Source organism: Salmonella sp. 32082101201600294FB01SM01, assembly GCF_017572865.1.
GTDB lineage: Bacteria > Pseudomonadota > Gammaproteobacteria > Enterobacterales > Enterobacteriaceae > Salmonella > Salmonella enterica.
Genome location: NZ_JAGESB010000001.1, coordinates 643,680 through 664,290, shown reverse-complemented (window position 1 = coordinate 664,290; position 20,611 = coordinate 643,680). Strand labels below are relative to the sequence as shown.

Sequence of the window (20,611 nt, the reverse complement as noted above, 5' to 3'; positions counted from 1 at the left end):
GACGGTGTCGCTTTACTGATAGTCTGGAATTCGGTAGTGTCATGTACGCTATTCAAACAATAAAAAAGGGCCCGGCTGTTCATGTTTTCAGGACTTTTAATCATTCTGGTTCCACTGATTGTGGGCTATCTCATTCCACTGCGACATAAAGCCGCATTACAACTTATTAACCGGCTACTGAGCTGGATCGTGTATCTTATTCTCTTTTTTATGGGAATAAGCCTGGCGTTTTTGGATAACCTCGCCAGTAATCTGGTGGCGATTTTTCATTATTCCGCTGTCAGTATTACGATTATTTTATTGTGTAATATCGCTGCCTTATTGTGGCTGGAACGTATCCTCCCGTGGCGTCACCATCATCAGCAGGAAAAACTGCCTTCGCGTATTGCCATGGCGCTGGAGTCGCTGCAACTGTGCGGCGTAGTGGTATTGGGGTTTGTTATCGGCCTGAGCGGACTCTCTGTTTTACAGCACGCCACCGAAGCCAGTGAATATACGCTGATCTTTTTATTGTTCCTGGTGGGGATTCAGCTACGAAATAGCGGCATGACCTTAAAGCAAATTGTGCTTAACCGCCGGGGAATGATGGTCGCGGTCGTTGTCGTGGCAAGCTCATTACTGGGCGGCGTGATTAATGCGTTTATCCTGGGCTTACCGCTAAAAACCGCCCTGGCGATGGCGTCAGGTTTCGGCTGGTACTCTCTTTCCGGTATTTTGCTGACGGAGTCGTTTGGACCGGTTATCGGCAGCGCGGCATTTTTTAACGATCTGGCCCGCGAACTCTTAGCCATTATGCTTATTCCCGGCCTGGTTCGCCGCAGCCGTTCAACGGCGTTGGGCCTGTGCGGAGCGACCTCAATGGACTTTACGTTGCCGGTATTACAGCGCTCCGGCGGCGTAGAGATTGTTCCGGCGGCTATCGTACATGGCTTTATCCTCAGCCTGCTGGTCCCCCTCTTAATGGCGTTCTTCTCGGCCTGATACCTCTTTGGCGGTAGGCATCTGCCGCCAAAATTGCGCTAAATCAATCTCCTTGCACATTATGGCAGAAATCCCTTTTATCCCTTTGTTCACAGGCATAACCTTAAACATGTATATTAAATATAACTTTAAAAGGTGTGACCATGTTTTGTGTGCAATGTGAACAAACCATCCGTACACCAGCCGGAAACGGCTGCTCCTACGCGCAGGGAATGTGCGGTAAAACAGCTGAAACGTCCGATCTGCAAGATCTGCTGATTGCGGCTTTGCAAGGTTTGTCTGCCTGGGCGGTGAAGGCCCGTGAATATGGCATCATTAATCACGACGTTGATAACTTTGCGCCGCGCGCGTTTTTCTCCACGCTGACCAATGTTAACTTCGACTCTCCGCGTATCGTCGGCTACGCCCGTGAAGCGATTGCCTTGCGTGAAGCGTTGAAAGCGCAGTGCCTGAGCGTGGATGCCAATGCGCATTGCGAAAATCCGATGGCCGATCTGCAACTGGTTAGCGACGATCTGGGCGAACTGCAACGTCAGGCGGCGGAATTTACCCCGAATAAAGACAAAGCCGCCATTGGCGAGAATATCCTCGGCCTGCGTCTGCTGTGCCTGTACGGTCTGAAAGGCGCGGCGGCGTATATGGAGCACGCGCATGTTCTCGGTCAATACGACAACGACATTTACGCGCAGTACCACAAAATCATGGCCTGGCTCGGCACCTGGCCTGCTGATATGAACGCGCTGCTGGAGTGCGCAATGGAAATCGGCCAGATGAACTTCAAAGTGATGAGCATTCTGGATGCCGGTGAAACCACCAAATACGGTCACCCAACGCCGACTCAGGTCAACGTCAAAGCGACTGAAGGCAAGTGCATTCTGATCTCCGGTCACGATCTGAAAGATCTCTACAACCTGCTGGAGCAGACCGAAGGCACCGGTGTTAACGTCTACACTCACGGTGAAATGCTTCCCGCACACGGCTATCCGGAACTGCGTAAATTCAAGCATCTGGTCGGTAACTACGGCAGCGGCTGGCAGAATCAGCAGGTCGAGTTCGCCCGCTTCCCTGGCCCAATCGTGATGACCTCTAACTGCATTATCGACCCGACCGTGGGCAGCTATGACGACCGTATCTGGACCCGTAGCATCGTCGGCTGGCCGGGCGTTAGCCATCTTGAAGGTGATGACTTCGGGCCGGTCATTGCCCAGGCGCAGCAGATGGCGGGCTTCCCGTATAGCGAAATTCCGCATCTCATCACCGTCGGTTTTGGCCGTCAGACCCTGCTCGGCGCTGCCGATACGCTCATCGATCTGGTCAGTCGTGAAAAACTGCGCCACATCTTCCTGGTCGGCGGCTGTGACGGCGCGCGCGGCGAGCGTAACTACTTTACCGATTTCGCCACCAGCGTACCGGATGACTGCCTGATCCTGACTCTGGCGTGCGGTAAATACCGTTTCAACAAACTGGAGTTCGGCGACATCGAAGGGCTGCCGCGTCTGGTCGATGCCGGTCAGTGTAACGATGCTTACTCCGCGATTATCCTGGCGGTGACGCTGGCGGAAAAACTGGGCTGCGGCGTCAACGATCTGCCGCTATCGCTGGTGCTCTCCTGGTTTGAGCAGAAAGCGATCGTGATTCTGCTGACGCTGCTGTCATTAGGCGTGAAAAATATTGTCACCGGGCCGACCGCGCCGGGCTTCTTCACGCCGGATCTGCTGGCTATCCTCAACGAGAAGTTCGGTCTGCGCTCCGTGACCACCGTTGAAGAAGACATGAAGCAATTGCTGAGCGCGTAAGGAGGCCAATGATGACGATGCCAACCTCACAATGTCCCTGGCGAATGCAGGTGCATCACATCCGTCAGGAGACGCCGGATGTATGGACAATTGCGCTATTATGCCATGACTACTACCCTTACCGCGCCGGGCAGTATGCGCTGGTGAGCGTGCGTAATTCAGCGGAAACGCTGCGCGCCTACACCCTTTCGTCTACGCCGGGCGTCAGTGAATATATCACGCTGACCGTTCGTCGGATTGAAGATGGCACGGGTTCACAGTGGTTGACCCATGACATCAAGCGCGGCGATTACATCTGGCTGTCTGATGCAATGGGCGATTTTACCTGTGACGATAAAACAGAAGATAAGTTTCTGCTGCTCGCCGCCGGTTGTGGCGTAACGCCAATCATGTCGATGCGTCGCTGGCTGGCGAAATACCGCCCGCAGGCCGATGTGCAGGTCATCTTTAACGTCCGTTCGCCGGATGATGTGATTTTTGCCGACGAGTGGCGACAGTATCCGGTCACGCTAGTGGCGGAAAATCATGCCACGGAAGGTTTTGTCGCGGGCCGTCTGACCACGGAATTATTACAGCGCGTACCGGATTTGGCATCGCGCACCATCATGACCTGCGGCCCGGCGCCCTATATGGATTTCGTCGAACAGGGCGTGAAAGCGCTTGGCGTAACGCGCTTCTTTAAAGAGAAGTTCTTCACGCCGGTGGCGGAAACGGCAACCAGCGGCCTGAAATTCACCAAACTACAGCCAGCGCAGGAATTTTATGCCCCGATCGGTACAACGCTGTTGGAGGCGCTGGAGAGTAATAAAGTACCGGTTGCCGCTGCCTGTCGGGCAGGTGTTTGCGGCTGCTGTAAAACCAAAGTCGTTTCCGGCGACTATACGGTGAGCAGCACCATGACGCTGAGCGAGGCGGAGATTGCCGAAGGTTACGTACTGGCCTGCTCCTGCCATCCGCAGGGCGATCTTGTTCTCGCATAATCGGTAAACGTTCCATCGTAGGCCCGGTAAGCGTTAGCGCCACCGGGCGATTTACCACTCGCTTCATCCTTTCGCCCCTCTCTTCGCCAAAGAAAAACGTCATCGTCATCTTCAACTAAACTTGTAACCGTTATCACATTTAAGGAGATGGAGAACCATGAAACAAACCGTTGCTGCTTTTATCGCCAAAACGCTGGAACAGGCTGGCGTAAAACGAATCTGGGGCGTCACTGGCGACTCCCTGAACGGCCTGAGCGATAGTCTTAATCGTATGGGAACCATTGAATGGATGCCAACCCGCCACGAAGAGGTTGCCGCTTTCGCCGCCGGCGCACAAGCGCAGCTTACCGGCGAGCTGGCAGTGTGCGCCGGTTCATGCGGACCGGGCAACCTGCACCTGATCAATGGCCTGTTTGATTGCCACCGTAACCACGTCCCTGTTCTGGCGATCGCCGCCCATATTCCGTCCAGTGAAATCGGCAGCGGTTATTTCCAGGAGACCCACCCGCAGGAGTTGTTCCGTGAATGCAGCCACTATTGCGAGTTGGTTTCCAGCCCGGAGCAGATCCCGCAGGTACTCGCCATCGCCATGCGCAAAGCGGTGCTAAACCGCGGCGTCTCCGTGGTCGTACTGCCGGGTGACGTGGCGCTGAAACCCGCGCCTGAAAACGCCGTCACTCATTGGTACCATGCCCCGCACCCCGTCGTCACGCCGGCGGAGGAAGAGCTGAAAAAACTGGCGCAACTGCTGCGCTACTCCAGCAATATCGCATTGATGTGCGGTAGCGGCTGCGCGGGCGCGCATGAGGAGTTGGTCGCGTTGGCGGCAAAGCTAAAAGCGCCAATCGTTCATGCCCTGCGCGGCAAAGAGCACGTTGAGTACGATAACCCTTATGATGTGGGAATGACCGGCCTGATTGGCTTCTCTTCTGGCTTCCACACCATGATGAACGCCGATACGCTGATCCTGCTCGGCACCCAGTTCCCCTACCGCGCCTTTTATCCGAGCGATGCCAAAATCATTCAGATTGACATCAACCCGGGCAGTATTGGCGCGCACAGCAAAGTCGACATGGCGCTGGTGGGCGATATTAAAGCCACGCTTCGCGCCCTGCTGCCGCTGGTGGAAGAAAAAAGCAATCGTAAATTCCTCGATAAAGCTCTGGAGCACTATCAGGACGCCCGTAAGGGACTTGATGACTTAGCCAAACTCAGCGATAAAGCCATCCATCCACAATATCTGGCGCAACAAATTAGCCATTTCGCCGCTGACGACGCTATTTTTACCTGCGATGTCGGCACGCCGACCGTCTGGGCGGCCCGCTATCTAAAAATGAACGGCAAGCGCCGCCTGCTGGGCTCGTTTAACCACGGGTCAATGGCCAACGCCATGCCACAGGCGCTCGGCGCTCAGGCCACCGCGCCGGGTCGGCAGGTTATCGCGATGTGCGGTGATGGCGGCTTCAGTATGCTGATGGGCGATTTTCTCTCGGTGGTACAGATGAAGCTGCCGATAAAAATCGTCGTCTTTAATAACAGCGTGCTGGGCTTTGTGGCGATGGAAATGAAAGCCGGCGGCTACCTTACCGACGGTACCGAACTGCACGACACCAATTTCGCGCGTATCGCCGAAGCCTGCGGCATTACCGGTATTCGCGTGGAAAAAGCCGCAGACGTGGACGGTGCGCTACAGCGCGCGTTTTCCATTGACGGCCCGGTACTGGTTGACGTGGTCGTGGCAAAAGAAGAGCTGGCGATCCCGCCGCAGATCAAACTGGAACAAGCGAAAGGCTTTAGCCTGTACATGCTACGCGCCATTATTAGCGGCCGCGGCGATGAAGTGATCGAACTGGCGAAAACGAACTGGCTAAGGTAAAACAGTGCACATCACCTTTTAAAATCCAGGGATGTGCCATGATTGATTTACGCAGTGATACCGTTACCCGACCGGGCCGCGCCATGCTCGAGGCGATGATGACCGCCCCGGTCGGGGACGACGTATACGGCGATGACCCTACCGTTAACGCCCTTCAGCGCTACGCCGCCGACCTTTCCGGTAAAGAAGCGGCGCTTTTTTTACCCACCGGCACCCAGGCCAATCTGGTCGCGCTGCTTAGCCATTGTGAACGCGGCGAAGAGTATATCGTCGGTCAGGGCGCGCATAATTATCTCTATGAAGCTGGCGGTGCGGCGGTGCTCGGCAGCATTCAGCCGCAGCCCATCGACGCCGCCGCGGACGGTACGCTGCCGCTGGAGAACGTGGCGGCGAAGATTAAAGCGGATGACATCCACTTCGCGCGTACGCGCTTGCTCAGTCTGGAAAATACGCATAACGGGAAAGTGCTGCCGCGCGCGTATCTGAAAGACGCCTGGACGTTTACCCGCGAACGTGGGCTGGCGCTGCACGTTGACGGCGCCCGAATTTTTAACGCGGTGGTTGCCTACGGCTGTGAGTTAAAAGAGATTACGCAGTATTGCGACTCTTTTACCATCTGCCTGTCAAAAGGTCTCGGAACGCCGGTCGGTTCGCTGCTGGTCGGCAACCGCGATTACATTAAACGCGCGACGCGCTGGCGTAAAATGGTCGGCGGCGGAATGCGTCAGGCCGGGATTCTGGCAGCGGCCGGACTGTATGCGCTGAAGCATAACGTGGCGCGTCTGCAAGAGGATCATGATAACGCCGCCTGGCTGGCGCAGCAGCTTCGGGAAGCGGGCGCGGAGGTCATGCGCCACGAAACGAATATGCTGTTTGTTCGCGTTGGCGAAGCACAGGCCGCCGCGCTTGGCGACTATTTACGGGAACGGAATATCCTGATTAACGCCGCGCCGATTGTGCGTCTGGTGACGCATCTGGATGTCTCTCGCGAACAGCTTGCCGACGTCGTCGCCCACTGGCGCGCCTTTTTAGCCCGCTAAGGAGAGCAACGTGGCGCAACGCATTCTGGTTCTCGGCGCCAGCGGCTATATTGGCCAGCACCTGGTCTTTGCGCTAAGTCAGCAAGGGCATCAGGTGCGGGCGGCGGCGCGGCGCGTCGAACGTCTGGAAAAACAGCGCCTCGCCAACGTCAGTTGTCATAAGGTCGATCTGCACTGGCCGGAAAATTTACCCGCACTGCTTCGCGACATTGATACCGTTTACTATCTGGTACACGGCATGGGCGAAGGCGGCGATTTTATCGCCCATGAGCGTCAGGCGGCGCTCAACGTGCGCGACGCGCTGCGCCAGACGCCGGTTAAACAACTTATTTTCCTCAGTTCATTGCAGGCGCCGACGCATGAGCAATCCGATCACCTGCGCGCCCGCCAGCTTACGGCTGACACACTGCGCGACGCAGGCGTGCCGGTGACGGAATTACGCGCCGGGATCATCGTCGGCGCAGGCTCCGCCGCCTTCGAAGTCATGCGTGACATGGTTTACAACCTGCCAATACTCACGCCGCCGCGCTGGGTGCGTTCGCGCACCACGCCCATCGCTCTGGAAAATTTACTCTACTACCTGGTCGGCTTACTGGACCACCCTGCGCGCGAGCATCGTATTCTGGAAGCCGCCGGGCCGCAGGTATTAAGCTATCAGCAGCAGTTTGAACGTTTTATGGCCGTCAGCGGTAAACGGCGTCCGCTGATCCCGGTGCCTTTTCCGACCCGCTGGATTTCGGTCTGGTTTTTAAACGTCATTACCTCTGTGCCGCCGACTACCGCAAAAGCCTTAATCCAGGGGTTAAGGCACGATTTGCTGGCCGATGACGCCGCGTTAAAAAAGTTGATCCCCCAAACGCTTATCACCTTTGATGACGCCGTTCGCCGCACGCTAAAAGAAGAAGAAAAACTGGTGAACTCCAGCGACTGGGGCTACGACGCGCTGGCCTTCGCCCGCTGGCGTCCCGAATACGGCTATTTTCCAAAGCAGGCGGGCTTTACCGCGCAGACCCCGGCCAGCCTATCGGCGCTCTGGCAGGTCGTAAATCGGCTGGGTGGCAAAGAGGGCTATTTTTTCGGCAATATTTTGTGGCAGACGCGCGCCGCGATGGATCGTCTGGTGGGGCATAAACTGGCGAAAGGCCGCCCGTCGCATACCTTGCTCAAGCCTGGCGATACGGTAGATAGCTGGAAAGTGATCATTGTCGAACCAGAAAAACAGCTCACGCTCTTGTTTGGCATGAAAGCGCCGGGTCTGGGGCGGCTTAGCTTCACGCTGCACGATAAAGGCCGCTACCGCGAAATTGACGTGCGCGCCTGGTGGCATCCACACGGAATGCCGGGCCTGATTTACTGGCTACTGATGATCCCGGCGCACCTGTTTATTTTCCGGGGAATGGCAAGGCGTATTGCCCGACTTGCAGAACAAATCACAGAAAAATGAGAAAAAGTTGCTGTATTCTTTCGTGTTTCCCATTGCATACCGACGTAATTCACGGAAGAATGCGCACGACGGTTTATTAAACAATGCAATGGGTACAGACCTGATTTTAAACAATTAAATCAAAGTTGATTTTACATTTTAGGTGCGGAAAAAGCAAATTTAGGTACTGGAATTATTTTACACTCCAGCTATTCATTGCTTTATTTGTGCCGCCTTGCCTGTTTGATTGAACGTTTTGCTGTTTAATCCAGTTTTGCGCGGCGCGTTGAAGGGCTTTACCTAAATCCTGACCCTGTTTTGTACTTGATTGTACATTTCCATTTGTATTTCCTCCCTGATTATACACGTAAACCTGAATGCCGGAAACAGAAGAAGAACCGACACCTGATGTTTTCGTGGCGCTTAGATTTGGCACGCTTGGTACTGGAAGTGAATTATAATCCATTGCTGATTCAGTGGCTGAAACTCCACTTGAAGAACTACCAACACCAAGTAACCCGCCCATCCAATTACTAAACGGAGTAACAATAACATCCCTTACCATTACTTTTTCGATCATGATTAAAATATCTTTTAAATAATTTTTCCATTCCGCCTCCCCTGTTGTGAAAAAATCAGTTAATGAATCGGTCATATAATCTAAGGATTTATCCCATACTTGCGCAACTTGCAAAGCAACTTTATCAGATGTTTCTTGGTAACTTTTCATTCCTTTTTTAGCGCCAGCTAATACGGAATGAAGGTTATCCTCATAATTATTATATCCTTTTAGGTTATCCTCTAAAGCATCGCCGCGCATTTTATTTATATCAGCAATTTGTTTTACAAATTCAGGAGATGAGATTGATTTATGTTGATGTTCTGCCATGATTTTTAAGTTATCAATCATGTTATCAAACTGTTCGTTGATTTGTTCTTGCGTCTGCTCAAAATCATAAGCATCAGAAGATAAATCGCTAAAAGGTTGATTTTTATTCGCCCACCTTTTATTTATAGACAAATCCATTGATTTAAATTGCTCATTAACTCTAGTGCTATAATCACTTAATTGTTGAGCATATCTTGCGGCATCTGCGGCGGCTTTATTTGCGGCCCTTTGAGCAGCAGTTAAACCGTGATGACTAAAGGATGTATGATAGAAAGCGTTAAAATCATGGTATTCTTTTGTATCGCTTAAATCTTTTGATTTCGATGAATTTATTGAATTAGCAACATCCTTATGGTATTCATCAGTTTTTTTAATAATAAAATCTTTTCGTTGTCTCATCCCATTTAATATATTCTGTTGAACCTGAACCCCAGCAGATGAATAGCCCATAGCACCCATACCCATATAAGATAAAGCATCATCCAACCATGTTGATTGTTTTAGCTCACCCTGTTTCCCCTGTGATTCGGTTACTTCATTTTGCATCCCCTGCAATAACCCAGCCATAATATCAGAACCAGCGGTTTTATAATTCCCAGATTCAATATCTTTATTTACCTTATCAAGAAGACCGTCACCCATTTTATATAGTGCGGCATATCCTTTGGTTGCATCAGTTTGTGTTTCTGCAAGTATTTTCTCCATCGCTTCAGTTTGCTTATCACCGAATTCCTGTTGATATTGAAGAAGAAGAGAACCATTCTTTTTCAAAAAATCAGGTGTTAGCCCAGCATTAAGCGCATTGGAAATAAACTCTTCTTTAGCTTCCCTTGAAGCATATTTAATAGTTTGTAGACCGTTAACAATATCATCAACTTTCCCTGAAAATAATGCATTAGCATTACCGGATAATATTGATGATTGTTGTAAATCCCTTTGTGCTTGCGCGGCTTCCTGCATTGATTCTGTTAATTCTTCAATCCCTTCAATTAATCCGGTTACACCCATAATGATTCCAGTGCCAGCAAGACCGCCCAATCCGGCAGCGCCCATAAATATACTCGCAGAACCGCGAAGATTAGTCCATCGCCCCGACATAGCCTCATGAGACATTACGCCAAGCTCTCTTAATGCGCCGTGGTTTTCTTTAATTCCACTAATAAAATTAGTGAACCAGTTACCTCCAGTTTTTTTAGCGCTTTCTGCAATTTCAGCCTCCGCTCTAGCTAACTGGTCTTTTGTTTTAGATAGCAGACCAGAATAATAACCGCCAGCGTGCATGTTAATAGGCTTACTCATTTGGTCTGCTAATTTACTTGCGGCATCAGTAGCACCTTTAGCTGATTTAGCTAAATCATCTAAACTACCAGAAGCGGCGGTTATTTGTGATGTATCTACAGAAAAGCCTAATTCAGCATCTGTTCCAGACATTTTATTTTACCTCTTTAATGTATATTGGTTCGCTTCGCTCACGCCCCTGCGGGGCTGGTGGGTAAAGAAAAGGAAGTTTTTAAACCTTGTGTTAGAGTGATTTAATATGATGGGTTAAATTCCATTAACCCACACACTATTTGATTCTAAAGATAATTATGTATTTATACGTCCTGATATTTAATGCCCCTGTCTAATTAACATTTCCCGTCTTTTCCTTTGCTGACTCTTTTTTAATTCTTCCAAGTCCGCCTTCTCAGCATCATAGTCATAAAATTTTTGCGTGGAATATTTTGAATCTCCTTTTAGTTTACTGTTTCTTTCTGCACAAACATAAGCGGCCTCCCTTCGGGTTGAGTATTTAAAAACAGGCTTGTTCTTCTTGTTGTAAAAAGAATTAGGGTCTAAAGGTTCGGACTTCTTATGGTATACGACCGTCCAAAAAACATAATCTGGGTTCATCTTAATTAACCTTTTTACTTGGAGTTATTCTTAATCATCAATTTCTTGAGAATTTCATAACGGTTATCCTTTTCCGCTTCCACTTCATCGTTTTTACTGGCGATTTGCTCTTGTTTATAAATTTCAACATCAACCAAATCAAGCATTGTTCTAACTACGACTTTTCGCTTGTCATTTGATTTATTTAAAATGTTAATAAGTGAGCGGCGCTTGTCATTTGCCAGTGCCGTTGATGGAAATATCGACAAAGGCTTTAAATACGCATTACAGTACATAGTATCAGGGTTATCGCTATCCGTTTCAGGGTTGATAACAAATACTCCATAACGCCTTTTATCAGTGTTCATTTTTAAACTCCGTTCTTAATACATGGGAGGCAACTGCCATGATAACGATAAGCGCAATAATCATTTAGCATATCCTCTATAAAGCACAGTCTGGACTAGTAAGATAGTTACTTTCCTTTTTAATCATCCCTAAATAAATAGCGATAACATAATCTTTGCTGTACATTCCGGCCTCAGTTAGTTCGGCCTCGATTAATTTTAAATTTTCAACCTCGTCCTTTATCGGAAAGTTGTATGACATAGTGCTAAAAATTCTCTCACAATTATTATTCATTTAATCACCTCGTTAATTTCTTTATCTAAACGACAAACCAACATTCTGATAATCGCATTTCTACTAAGATTTACTCCGTATTTATCCTTATAATAAAGCTTATATTTTTCAATAATATTAAGCTCCTGCTCATCAATAGAGCATATAACACGTCGCATGGACATACATTCTTCCTCTTGTTCATTGAATGAAGCTATCATAATATAATCACCACACCATCAACAAGCGTTTGATGATATATTTTTGATGAAACTAACCTAAAGGATCAAATAATGATCAATACTGACGATACGTTACCTATAAGTAAAGAAGAAGCACTCTCACTAGTTAACAAAGCCGAAGCTAACCTATTGAAAGCAAAGGAAAGACTAGATTACTTCACCAGGAAAACATATTTAATTCAATTAACCATAAATAATAAAATCTACTTTTTATGTAATGATGATTCTTTAACTGAAAAATTCGGGGGCGCAATTAAATTTAAAAGAAAATGCGATGCACAACAAGAATTGATGTTTTATCTTGAAAGAATTGAAGCTGTAGGTAACCCAAAGATAAAAAGTGAAATCGTAATTGAAAAAGATCTGCTTAGAAATTTTATCTCACACACTGAGAAAAAAATTAACAATTAATCCCATTCTAATTATCGGTTCCAGTAATTACTATGCTATCAGGGTGGTTTAATCTAAATCACCCTATTTTTATGGATACACACAATGATTAGTCTGAAAAATATCTTAGTTGGTTTGATAGCGTTTTTGTCTTTACTTTTATCTGGGTGCGCCCAGTTTAACAGGCCAAGTAACATTAAAATTCAAAATGGTGATTATGGATTGGCACCTACAGATGAAGATAAAGTTGAAATTAAAGATTTTATACGTAGCAATTTAATTGACCCAAATTCAGCCATATTCAAAATTGACACCCCCAAAAAATACTGGCTAACTGATTATAAAGGAATCACACATTTTGGTTATTTTATTGGTGTACTGGTTAACGCTAAAAATAGTTTTGGAGGATATACGGGATGGCAACCTGAAGGTATTTTCTATAAAAATGGTTCAATGACTGATGTGACAGGAATTGAAATGTGCGACAACTGGGCATGTCAAGCTCACGGTTACGTGCAATAACAATCCAGCCATCAGTAAGGGGCGCTCCGTGCGCCTCTATACGGCTTCATCCTGACAGGTCACCCAATCATACCCTCTCACCTCTTGCGCTTGCTGGCGGTATAGTTCCGGCGCAAATCTGAGGCATCCAGCATCATGCCTATATCCACCCAATGACGAACACCAGTCACGCCATATATGTACAATTATCAACCAAAGAATTCACAGGAAGCATCAGGAGGCGATGGCGCACTAAGCCGTACAATCACCTTGCCTGACAGACGTTGGGCCCGCTGTGATGGGCTGACGCCGAGCGATAGGAGCTATCGACCTGAAGCAACATTTTCGTCCGCTTCCATTTAAAAATTACTCTTTCGACAATTTACATGTTGACGAAACAATATACCCACCAATAAATAATAAAGCGCCGACAACGTTAAATTCAAACTGATTAAATAAAAGCCCAATATTCAGCGTTTCAGAAAACCCACTAGTGGTTTTCATTGTTGCCCCGTACATTACAAGAATTCCACCAGCAATAATAAACATATATGCGAAAAACACTTTCATTAAAATATCTCAAATAATTTTAAAACTAAATTGTGTAGAATGTCACTAAAAATGCAATATGCCAAATGGCATAAACTATCAAGCCTTTTGGCTGTGATAAATTATGAATTAAAAAGCTGAAACACAATGATAATTTTAGAAATTAATTTATAGCCGTTAATGGTGATAACATCCATTCCCTTTTACTGGAGTAACGAAAATGACCAAAGCAGAAACCAAGCGCCATTTACATGGGGTTTACCTTGAATGGATTCAGGGAAATATGGATACCAGAGAAAAAGAATTATCTTTTCATGGATATATTTGCCATCTCCCAGATTTTTCAACTTTTAGATTTGGTGCTGCCCGCGACTATCAACAAACAGCTATGTGGGTTAGAGAATGGAATGAGCAATTAGGAATTAACAGCTAATCATATTGAGCTCATTGTTCGCTTCGCTCACGCCCCTGCGGGGCTGGTGGGGTAAAAAGAAAGTTGGTTTTGAACCCGCCTTTTCTCTACCTCACCACGCCGTAGGCGGTGGAGCGAAGCGGAACAATGCTAATTAAGTTGGCCTGTGAAATTCGTATTTTCTAACTAGTACATAAATACAAATTAATTAATATCCATTACGCACACGCGCGCGGCATACCCCACTACACAAGAAGTCAGTAAAACAAAATGCGCCCCTTAAATTAGAGACGCATTGATTTATTTAAATAGGCTTTCGAATTACACGATTTTTCGGAGAGCCATCTTTTTCATAATATCTAGAAGGCCAAATTTCTTGAGGTGAAACGCCGATTGCATTTGCAATAATTAATTCACCCCTAGGCCAGTCTCGATTTAATGCATTTAATAATGTCCCATCAGATAAACCATGTTCGCGAGATAATCCAGCCATACTTATTTTCTTTTTCTTTAATGCGGCAAGAATATCCGCCTTGTGCCAGTCTGTTTCCTGCATACTTGCATCCCCGTGGTGACGATCACGACGAGGTTTGCAGTACCAGCAAACAAACAAAACTGGCGAGCCTTTCGACTCCCTCGCCGTGACCGCCATAACTGACGTGCGCACGCGCATCGGCAATTGCTTGCCAATGGTTTTGTTTGTTTGGGGCTGCAAATCCCCACCAGCGCCTTTTTCACGCTGGCACACTGAATTTACCACAAACAGAAATAAACGAAAAATACAGACGGTAAATGAATAATATTCCACCACTTCTTTTTTATAAAACACCCTTGCAAAGCCTGACGCCGCTGGATTCCTGCTAAAATTGATCACGCAATGAGCAATTAAATGTTAATTTTTTGTGTTAAATGTTATCAAGACATTAAAGTCATAGGAAAGTCAGCGACTTTCTGACTCAACATTCCCAAGCGCCGCAAGGGTTAGATAGTAGTTTTATAGTAAGTCATAAAAGTCATATATCCCCATTAAAATCCTTATACCCCCCTTACCCCATATCCCCATGTTTTTACCCTGTTTTATACTGTGACTTTCTGACTTTTGATAAAATCGGCCTGAAACCCGCGCCATTACTGGGTTTTACGTGTCAAAACACGTCTGACTTTTCCATGACATATCATGACTCGTTTGATTTTTAACCACTGAATGCGTGTAAGCGATTCTGAGCGGTTTTGCGCTTGTCTAAGGTGATTGTATGGATTAGGTATCTTGATGGCGTCAGCGTGGCGCACGTTGAGGGATTTAGATGGGTATGATGCGGTCGATGAGGATTATCCAAGATGAGAAGGTGATATTTAATATGCAAATAAAAAACCCGCCATAATCGACGGGTTAAAAAAAGAAGTGGTGGAATATATTATTATTCAAAATTTATCGTATTTCGCAATTTATAGCCATGTGATTTAAATACATCTTCAAATTCATTTAAAAATTCAGGCTTAACATAATAATATGTTTGCTTTCCTAAATCCTTTTTAATTTCCATTCTGTAAATATGACCATTTCTACACATTTTCATTAATGCTGCATCGCTTTCTTTATCATTATTAATAGATGATTTGCGTTTTAACATTCGCTCCCTAATCCATTTCCCTGTTACACCGTCATAATTTTGTGCATTCCCTGATTTATCAGACTTGATTTCGTTAATCGCTTTAATTACTTCACCCTGCAAACGCTCTATATTGCTATCTTTAATGCTATTTACGGCGCTGCTATATGAATAATCAAGACAAAATCTAACAAAATCATATGCGGCTTGAGCGTTATCGTATTCAATATGTGTACTGTTTATATTGCTTGTTACCTGAAATACAATTGCTACTCGTTTCGTTAATTCTGCAAGCCTTGCATAAACACAACCGTATTTATCATCAGATAAAATCAAATCTTCTTCTATTTTTGTCACCGACTGAAAAAGTTTATCAACATTGACACCATCAATTAAAGTCTTGCAATCATTAGATATGAACAAGCGACCGGACTCAACCGTATTAAAGCGCATATAAATACTGCTAACAAATTCACCCACATTTATTGGCATTGGTGAATTTTTTGGTTCTTTACGCTTTCCAATTGTCTTGGCTTCAATAACTACCATTCTATTTAAAAAACCCGTCCCAGCCTCACGGCTTGAAAATGCACTCCAGAATACATCCGGCGTTGACACGCCAAAAATAGATGGGCAAGCATTTTTAATTACACTGTTATTTTTATTATTATCACTATTTGCACTTTTTGCCTCCGGTGAATATCCAGAATTAAAAGCGGTGAACATTTTAAGGATTGCTCGTTGAATCTGTGTATCTGTCTGAGATGCTTTTGGCGACATAATGCGCGCAATTAAAAATCCTAATTCATCTAACATGAATGTTTTTGCTGCATTTTCCGCAACTTCTTTAGACATACCCCCTTCAGATTTAAAATTATCTGCGCCTATTCTATTTTCGTCCCCAGAATCTTGTAAGATTTTGGAAAATAAATCCATCGTCTGAGTTTTACCAACTGATGTCGGGGCTAAAACTGCAATATATAAATTACTCGTTAGCGTTCCCTTATATGACCATCTGCCAGAAATTAAAGAAGCCATTGACGCAACGGAAAACGCCAATGCTAATTCAGGGCAATATGTTCTAGTGTTTTCAATTTGCCAATCAAACAAGCCAGTTAAAACAGGATTGTTATTTAATAGCTTATGATATGGTTTTACTTCGTCATAACTTGGCATTCCGTAATTATCATCAAGCGGGTTAATTATTAAATCACCTACCATCTTATCTAATTCCGTCTTAGGTGTATAATTATTAAAACAAGTGGTAGAATTTAATGTAACCGATGGGTATTTTTGTTCCACTACTTCGGGATCATCAAAATAACCGTGTCTTGCATAATATTCAAAATCCGCCATTAATTCATCGGGTGTTCGTTCACCAATAAATGAGTGCGACCCATCTTTGTAATAAATAAAATCTGAATCACTACCAACAATAATTCTGCTTTCATCTTCTTGTCTAAAGCTTATTGAACCATCTGAATAATAAGTAGTGCCTACATCTTCATCATGACAGACAACATAAATTTCCATACTCATTTTAACCCACCTTATTTCTTAAAGCGGTTAAAAAATTCTGTCACTTCTGATGCGCTAAAAAGAGCATAACGACCATTACCAACGCCGTAATTTATCGGAAAATCATTAGTATCAATGCGGTAACGTCTTGCATAATGCCACTCAGTAGCGGTAATACCAACTAGCTTTTGCGCGGCTGATGGTGAAATTAAATCTTCTGGGCGTGTTGACAGTACTTTATTAACAGGAGTAATATTGGCGGCTGTGATGTTCATTCGATGAACCTCCATAAAATATGTAGTTGATTGGTTTAAAAGCCCCTTAGAGTTGGCGCTCTTTGATAGGGGCTTTTTTGCGTCTGGTGATAAGTATACGCCGCTTTCTAAAAAGAAAATAGCCTTATATAACAATAAGTTACTGATATGAATTCATAACAATAGTCAGTGTTAACCTTGTATGTGGTTATTGATCGACTATATCTATCAAAAATAGACGCGGCTTAATATGCGCCATTCTGAGCAGTTTTATTGCTTACTTGAAGGATTGCATTACCTACCATGAGAAAACGCCGCACAATGCGATACAGAAAGCCGATTTTTTGATCAAATCGTAAAAAATCCCCATTTAAGGGGATTAATTAATTAATCTTTATTTGATATTCTATCGGCTATAATATTTCGTGGTCTATAACTTAGGCTATTAATGCTTCTGCGTAACTCGATTATCTCACTTTCCATATCTTGTATTTTTTCTTTCATTTCCGCATCATCTGCGGTTTTTAAGACGGCATTTTGAAATAAATCAACTAATGCTTTATGCGTTCTTTCTTCTTTTTCATCACTCTTTTTCATTCTTGAATATACAGTTTCTAAACATTCATAAATATCATTTATCTTCTGTACATCATCCTTAAACCATCCTTTTACAAATGAATTAGAGGCGCTTACAGCGCGATTTTCTATATCTTCACAATATTCCTTAATTTCTGAAAGGTCTATGTGCTGCGGTTTCTGCGGCGTGGTATTTCGCATTTTAAAAAAGCAAATAGTATAACCAATAGCCGCGCCAATTAATGCGGGTATACCTAAAATTAACAATGCATCATTCATTTATAAAAACTCCAAAAGATAATCATTAACGGGCAGGATCTTAGCGCCCCATAAATTCATTAGGCGCTTATAGTTAAGTGCCTGATATTCATAAAAGTTTTAAATATTATTTTACCTTTATGCACAACACCCCATTTAAAGCCGTGATTGCAAAGCGTCTGTAATGTGTCCTGTTTTTCCACATCAGAATTAATATGATACGACATGATAAATTTATTTTTTGCGTAAGCGTGCCTAAATTCCACCACTTTTATTTTTACAGGCAAGTGCAAGCCTCACACAAAAAACGTGGTGGAACATTTTTTGCTCACTGGTGTAACTGATGGTGTAGTAATCAGTTTTCCACCAGCGTTTTTACACTGGTGTAGGTGTCATATAGTTGACGAAAAATAAAAATTTAACCAATTTAAATTCATTATTTTTAATTGAAAAAATAAAACAGTATTAATTAATTATTGCTCTTTTAATTTCTATTTATCGAAATTGAATTTACATACAGTGGTTTGTTGTATGCTTTATGATCGACATGAACCATTAATGCTATTCATCATGATCCAACAAAAACATAAAAACACTTAGGAATGAATCTGATAGCTTATCTTAACAAAGGTCTCAGCACCAATGGAATCCACGCGCGACAAGGCTTACAGGCTTATTGTTGACATATTTTAAGGCGTTAAGTGCCATCAAAATATGCATTGCATTCATATCCTATTCTTATATCATTATGGCATTCAAACCAAGCTACAAAATAAATATATCACTAATGCTTAAATTAAAAGGTGCATCATCACAACTGGTACTATAAGAATCAATATACAATGAAATCAGCAGGAAACAATATGCTAAACCAATCAATTTAAAATTATTTTTAAGTACAAATGATAGTAATGTCGGGAAAGGAAGGATTCGATAAAAAGAGCATTCAGTGAAATGGTTCGCAAAGGCGTCATAGAAATGGATGGCAAAGCAATATCATTACCAACACCGCCAGTACCAATAATGACATGTATTTAATTTTAGGAAAAATAAAATGACCGACACAAATTACTTTGAAGAAAAATTGCGTTCAATGGCAATTGAAAAATACACCAAAGAAAATAAGAAATTAATCGCCGCACAAATCAATGAGCAATCCCAGAAAGTACAACTTGCAGGGCTTGTATGTGGTAAGGATGCAATTGCCCTTTCAGGCGTAACTTCCCCTATGTTCTATGCTGCAAAGCGTTTTAACCCAAAGGAATTTCCACAAGAAATTTACCATGAGACAGAGGGTTATATCTGGTATCGAAAGCAAGACATTGTAGACTTTTTTGCAAAACATCCAGCAAGACGATATGGTAGTAAATATAATGGCTAATTTCTTTACTGATTTAAATAACTATATTAAACAAAATCCTATTGAATACATGCGTGATTTTGGTATTGAAATTCTGGAGAACAAGAGTCAACCATGCCCTATTTGTGGTGGGTCAGATAGATTTAACTGGCGTAAAGCTGGTGACTATCCGCAGACAGGATATTGCCGAAAGGGATGTGGAATAAATGGCAGTAAGATATTACAGCCCCTTTATATAATAACTCAAAAGACCAGCTTACCATATAAGGACATAGGCGCACGTATTGGATTTAATAAATCGGAAAAATGGACTAACCCGAATCATTTTTATATGCGCCCTACGCCAAAACAGAAGAAACAGGAATTTAAACCTGCCGATTTAGATGATAAGAAACTTGAATTATTTACGCAAAGCATAAGCGAACACACGAAAAACGCCACATGGAAAGAATCACCTTACCTGCTAGCCAAAGGGATTAGAAAAATGATGTGGGTTGGCGGTCACGGTCAAACATTATTAGATTACTATCGCGCCGACAATACATTTTGCGCATTGCAACGACTGCCAGTAAGTGCCGATAAAACATTTATTAAAGATAGTCAATTGTCAGGAGCTTTTCACTGTGAGCGCAATCAGGATGGGAATATTGAAACAATATTTATTGGTGAAGGTTTTGGAACGGTTACGGCTTTTCAATACTCAATAAGTGAATTATATCCGGCATCATTATTTTTAACTGCCGGAAATAACAATAACTTACTGAACGTTGCCAAAGAAGCAAGAAGATATTACCCCAATGCTGATATATGCATTTTGACTGATAATGATAGTCATAAAGATAGTACAGGCTTAAAAGCCACCGTAAAAACAATGTCGCAAGTAAATAAATGTTGGTGGGCTATGCCCGTAACTACTGGTGAGGATTGGTGTGATGTTTTTCAGCGCGGAAAAATTGCAGTGCGTGATGAGTTTCGAAGGGTTCTTACAGACCGCAAACCAACAATACAGTAATAAATACAGATATTATAATTTTACTGATTTATTTTCTAAATTACACATTTATTGCTCGTTGCATGGGACTTATAAACGAATTGGTATATATCATATTTATGGTGATGAATGTCCGATTTGCCAGAACAACAGGGAAAAAACTTATTTTAATTACATTATTCTTTGCGGAGGGATTATAAAGATCGGAAGGACAGCTAATGTTAATGCAAGATTAAGTGAACTGTCTTTCAGGCTAGGAATAGGATGTACGCTGTATTCACTATTTTCCTACCCTTCCAGACAAATAGCCTGCATTGCCGAAAAGAAAGCACATGAAATTTTAAAGCCTTATCAAACATTACCTTTTAATTTAAAATTTGGCGGTTCATCAGAATTTTTTAATGTAGAACCATCAATAGCATTAAGCGCATTAGCATTTACAGGAGGGGATATTATATATCAACATTATTAG

General features: G+C 44.2%; 20 protein-coding genes. 12 read left to right on the top strand and 8 right to left on the bottom strand.

Going from position 1 to position 20,611, the window contains the following annotated elements:
- Positions 1-81: 81 nt before the first annotated feature.
- The 6 genes from J4645_RS03205 to J4645_RS03180 all read left to right on the top strand — a co-directional run bounded on the left by J4645_RS03205 (position 82) and on the right by J4645_RS03180 (position 8,117).
- On the top strand, positions 82-981 hold the full coding sequence (locus tag J4645_RS03205; protein ID WP_000491120.1) for a lysine exporter LysO family protein: 900 nt from the start codon (positions 82-84) through the stop codon (positions 979-981).
- Positions 982-1,124: 143 nt separating this feature from the next.
- Positions 1,125-2,777, top strand: a complete 1,653-nt coding sequence (gene hcp / locus J4645_RS03200; RefSeq protein WP_000458793.1) for a hydroxylamine reductase — start codon at positions 1,125-1,127, stop codon at positions 2,775-2,777.
- A gap of 11 nt (positions 2,778-2,788) precedes the next feature.
- Complete coding sequence (gene hcr / locus J4645_RS03195) at positions 2,789-3,757, top strand: NADH oxidoreductase (protein WP_000178698.1); 969 nt, start codon at positions 2,789-2,791, stop codon at positions 3,755-3,757.
- A gap of 157 nt (positions 3,758-3,914) precedes the next feature.
- Positions 3,915-5,633, top strand: coding sequence for a ubiquinone-dependent pyruvate dehydrogenase (gene poxB / locus J4645_RS03190; RefSeq protein ID WP_023215071.1), 1,719 nt, complete (start codon positions 3,915-3,917; stop codon positions 5,631-5,633).
- Between the two features lie 38 nt (positions 5,634-5,671).
- A complete protein-coding gene (gene ltaE, locus J4645_RS03185; RefSeq protein ID WP_000566346.1) occupies positions 5,672-6,673 on the top strand; it encodes a low-specificity L-threonine aldolase in 1,002 nt (333 codons plus the stop codon).
- Between the two features lie 10 nt (positions 6,674-6,683).
- The gene (locus tag J4645_RS03180; RefSeq protein ID WP_000079017.1) at positions 6,684-8,117 is read left to right on the top strand and encodes an SDR family oxidoreductase; all 1,434 of its coding nucleotides are present in this window, start codon (positions 6,684-6,686) and stop codon (positions 8,115-8,117) included.
- A gap of 172 nt (positions 8,118-8,289) precedes the next feature.
- Here J4645_RS03180 and J4645_RS03175 read toward each other — a convergent pair whose 3' ends face one another.
- The 4 genes from J4645_RS03175 to J4645_RS03160 all read right to left on the bottom strand — a co-directional run bounded on the left by J4645_RS03175 (position 8,290) and on the right by J4645_RS03160 (position 11,663).
- A complete protein-coding gene (locus J4645_RS03175; protein WP_023215647.1) occupies positions 8,290-10,416 on the bottom strand; it encodes a phage tail tape measure C-terminal domain-containing protein in 2,127 nt (708 codons plus the stop codon).
- Between the two features lie 180 nt (positions 10,417-10,596).
- Complete coding sequence (locus J4645_RS03170; protein WP_023215072.1) at positions 10,597-10,878, bottom strand: hypothetical protein; 282 nt, start codon at positions 10,876-10,878, stop codon at positions 10,597-10,599.
- 14 nt (positions 10,879-10,892) lie between these two features.
- Positions 10,893-11,225 carry a hypothetical protein gene (locus J4645_RS03165; protein WP_023215073.1) on the bottom strand — a complete coding sequence of 111 codons (333 nt, stop codon included), beginning with the start codon at positions 11,223-11,225 and terminating at the stop codon, positions 10,893-10,895.
- A gap of 270 nt (positions 11,226-11,495) precedes the next feature.
- On the bottom strand, positions 11,496-11,663 hold the full coding sequence (locus tag J4645_RS03160) for a hypothetical protein (RefSeq protein ID WP_023215075.1): 168 nt from the start codon (positions 11,661-11,663) through the stop codon (positions 11,496-11,498).
- Between the two features lie 108 nt (positions 11,664-11,771).
- Between J4645_RS03160 and J4645_RS03155 the strand changes: the two genes are divergently transcribed.
- The 3 genes from J4645_RS03155 to J4645_RS03145 all read left to right on the top strand — a co-directional run bounded on the left by J4645_RS03155 (position 11,772) and on the right by J4645_RS03145 (position 13,593).
- The gene (locus J4645_RS03155) at positions 11,772-12,131 is read left to right on the top strand and encodes a hypothetical protein (protein WP_208208934.1); all 360 of its coding nucleotides are present in this window, start codon (positions 11,772-11,774) and stop codon (positions 12,129-12,131) included.
- A gap of 84 nt (positions 12,132-12,215) precedes the next feature.
- On the top strand, positions 12,216-12,632 hold the full coding sequence (locus tag J4645_RS03150) for a hypothetical protein (protein WP_023215077.1): 417 nt from the start codon (positions 12,216-12,218) through the stop codon (positions 12,630-12,632).
- 748 nt (positions 12,633-13,380) lie between these two features.
- Positions 13,381-13,593, top strand: a complete 213-nt coding sequence (locus J4645_RS03145) for a hypothetical protein (protein ID WP_127702294.1) — start codon at positions 13,381-13,383, stop codon at positions 13,591-13,593.
- Between the two features lie 283 nt (positions 13,594-13,876).
- Here the strand turns inward: J4645_RS03145 and J4645_RS03140 are convergent, their stop codons facing one another.
- The 4 genes from J4645_RS03140 to J4645_RS03125 all read right to left on the bottom strand — a co-directional run bounded on the left by J4645_RS03140 (position 13,877) and on the right by J4645_RS03125 (position 17,809).
- Positions 13,877-14,128: a helix-turn-helix transcriptional regulator gene (locus tag J4645_RS03140; protein WP_024147083.1), complete on the bottom strand. Its 252-nt coding sequence runs from the start codon at positions 14,126-14,128 to the stop codon at positions 13,877-13,879.
- Positions 14,129-14,990: 862 nt separating this feature from the next.
- The gene (locus tag J4645_RS03135) at positions 14,991-16,721 is read right to left on the bottom strand and encodes a hypothetical protein (protein WP_023215081.1); all 1,731 of its coding nucleotides are present in this window, start codon (positions 16,719-16,721) and stop codon (positions 14,991-14,993) included.
- 11 nt (positions 16,722-16,732) lie between these two features.
- The gene (locus J4645_RS03130; protein WP_023215082.1) at positions 16,733-16,975 is read right to left on the bottom strand and encodes a hypothetical protein; all 243 of its coding nucleotides are present in this window, start codon (positions 16,973-16,975) and stop codon (positions 16,733-16,735) included.
- A 366-nt stretch (positions 16,976-17,341) separates the two neighbouring features.
- Positions 17,342-17,809 (bottom strand): hypothetical protein, encoded by a 468-nt coding sequence (locus J4645_RS03125; protein ID WP_023215083.1) that lies wholly within the window; start codon positions 17,807-17,809, stop codon positions 17,342-17,344.
- A gap of 1,033 nt (positions 17,810-18,842) precedes the next feature.
- Here J4645_RS03125 and J4645_RS03120 point away from each other — a divergent pair.
- Genes J4645_RS03120 through J4645_RS03110 form a run of 3 tightly spaced genes read left to right on the top strand, consistent with a single transcriptional unit; the run spans position 18,843 to position 20,611 of the window.
- Entirely contained in the window at positions 18,843-19,169 is a 327-nt protein-coding gene (locus J4645_RS03120) for a hypothetical protein (protein ID WP_023215084.1), read from the top strand.
- Positions 19,162-20,160, top strand: a complete 999-nt coding sequence (locus J4645_RS03115; RefSeq protein ID WP_023215085.1) for a primase-helicase zinc-binding domain-containing protein — start codon at positions 19,162-19,164, stop codon at positions 20,158-20,160. The genes J4645_RS03120 and J4645_RS03115 overlap by 8 nt, the downstream gene beginning before the upstream one ends.
- Positions 20,081-20,611: a GIY-YIG nuclease family protein gene (locus tag J4645_RS03110; RefSeq protein WP_077910803.1), complete on the top strand. Its 531-nt coding sequence runs from the start codon at positions 20,081-20,083 to the stop codon at positions 20,609-20,611. The genes J4645_RS03115 and J4645_RS03110 overlap by 80 nt, the downstream gene beginning before the upstream one ends.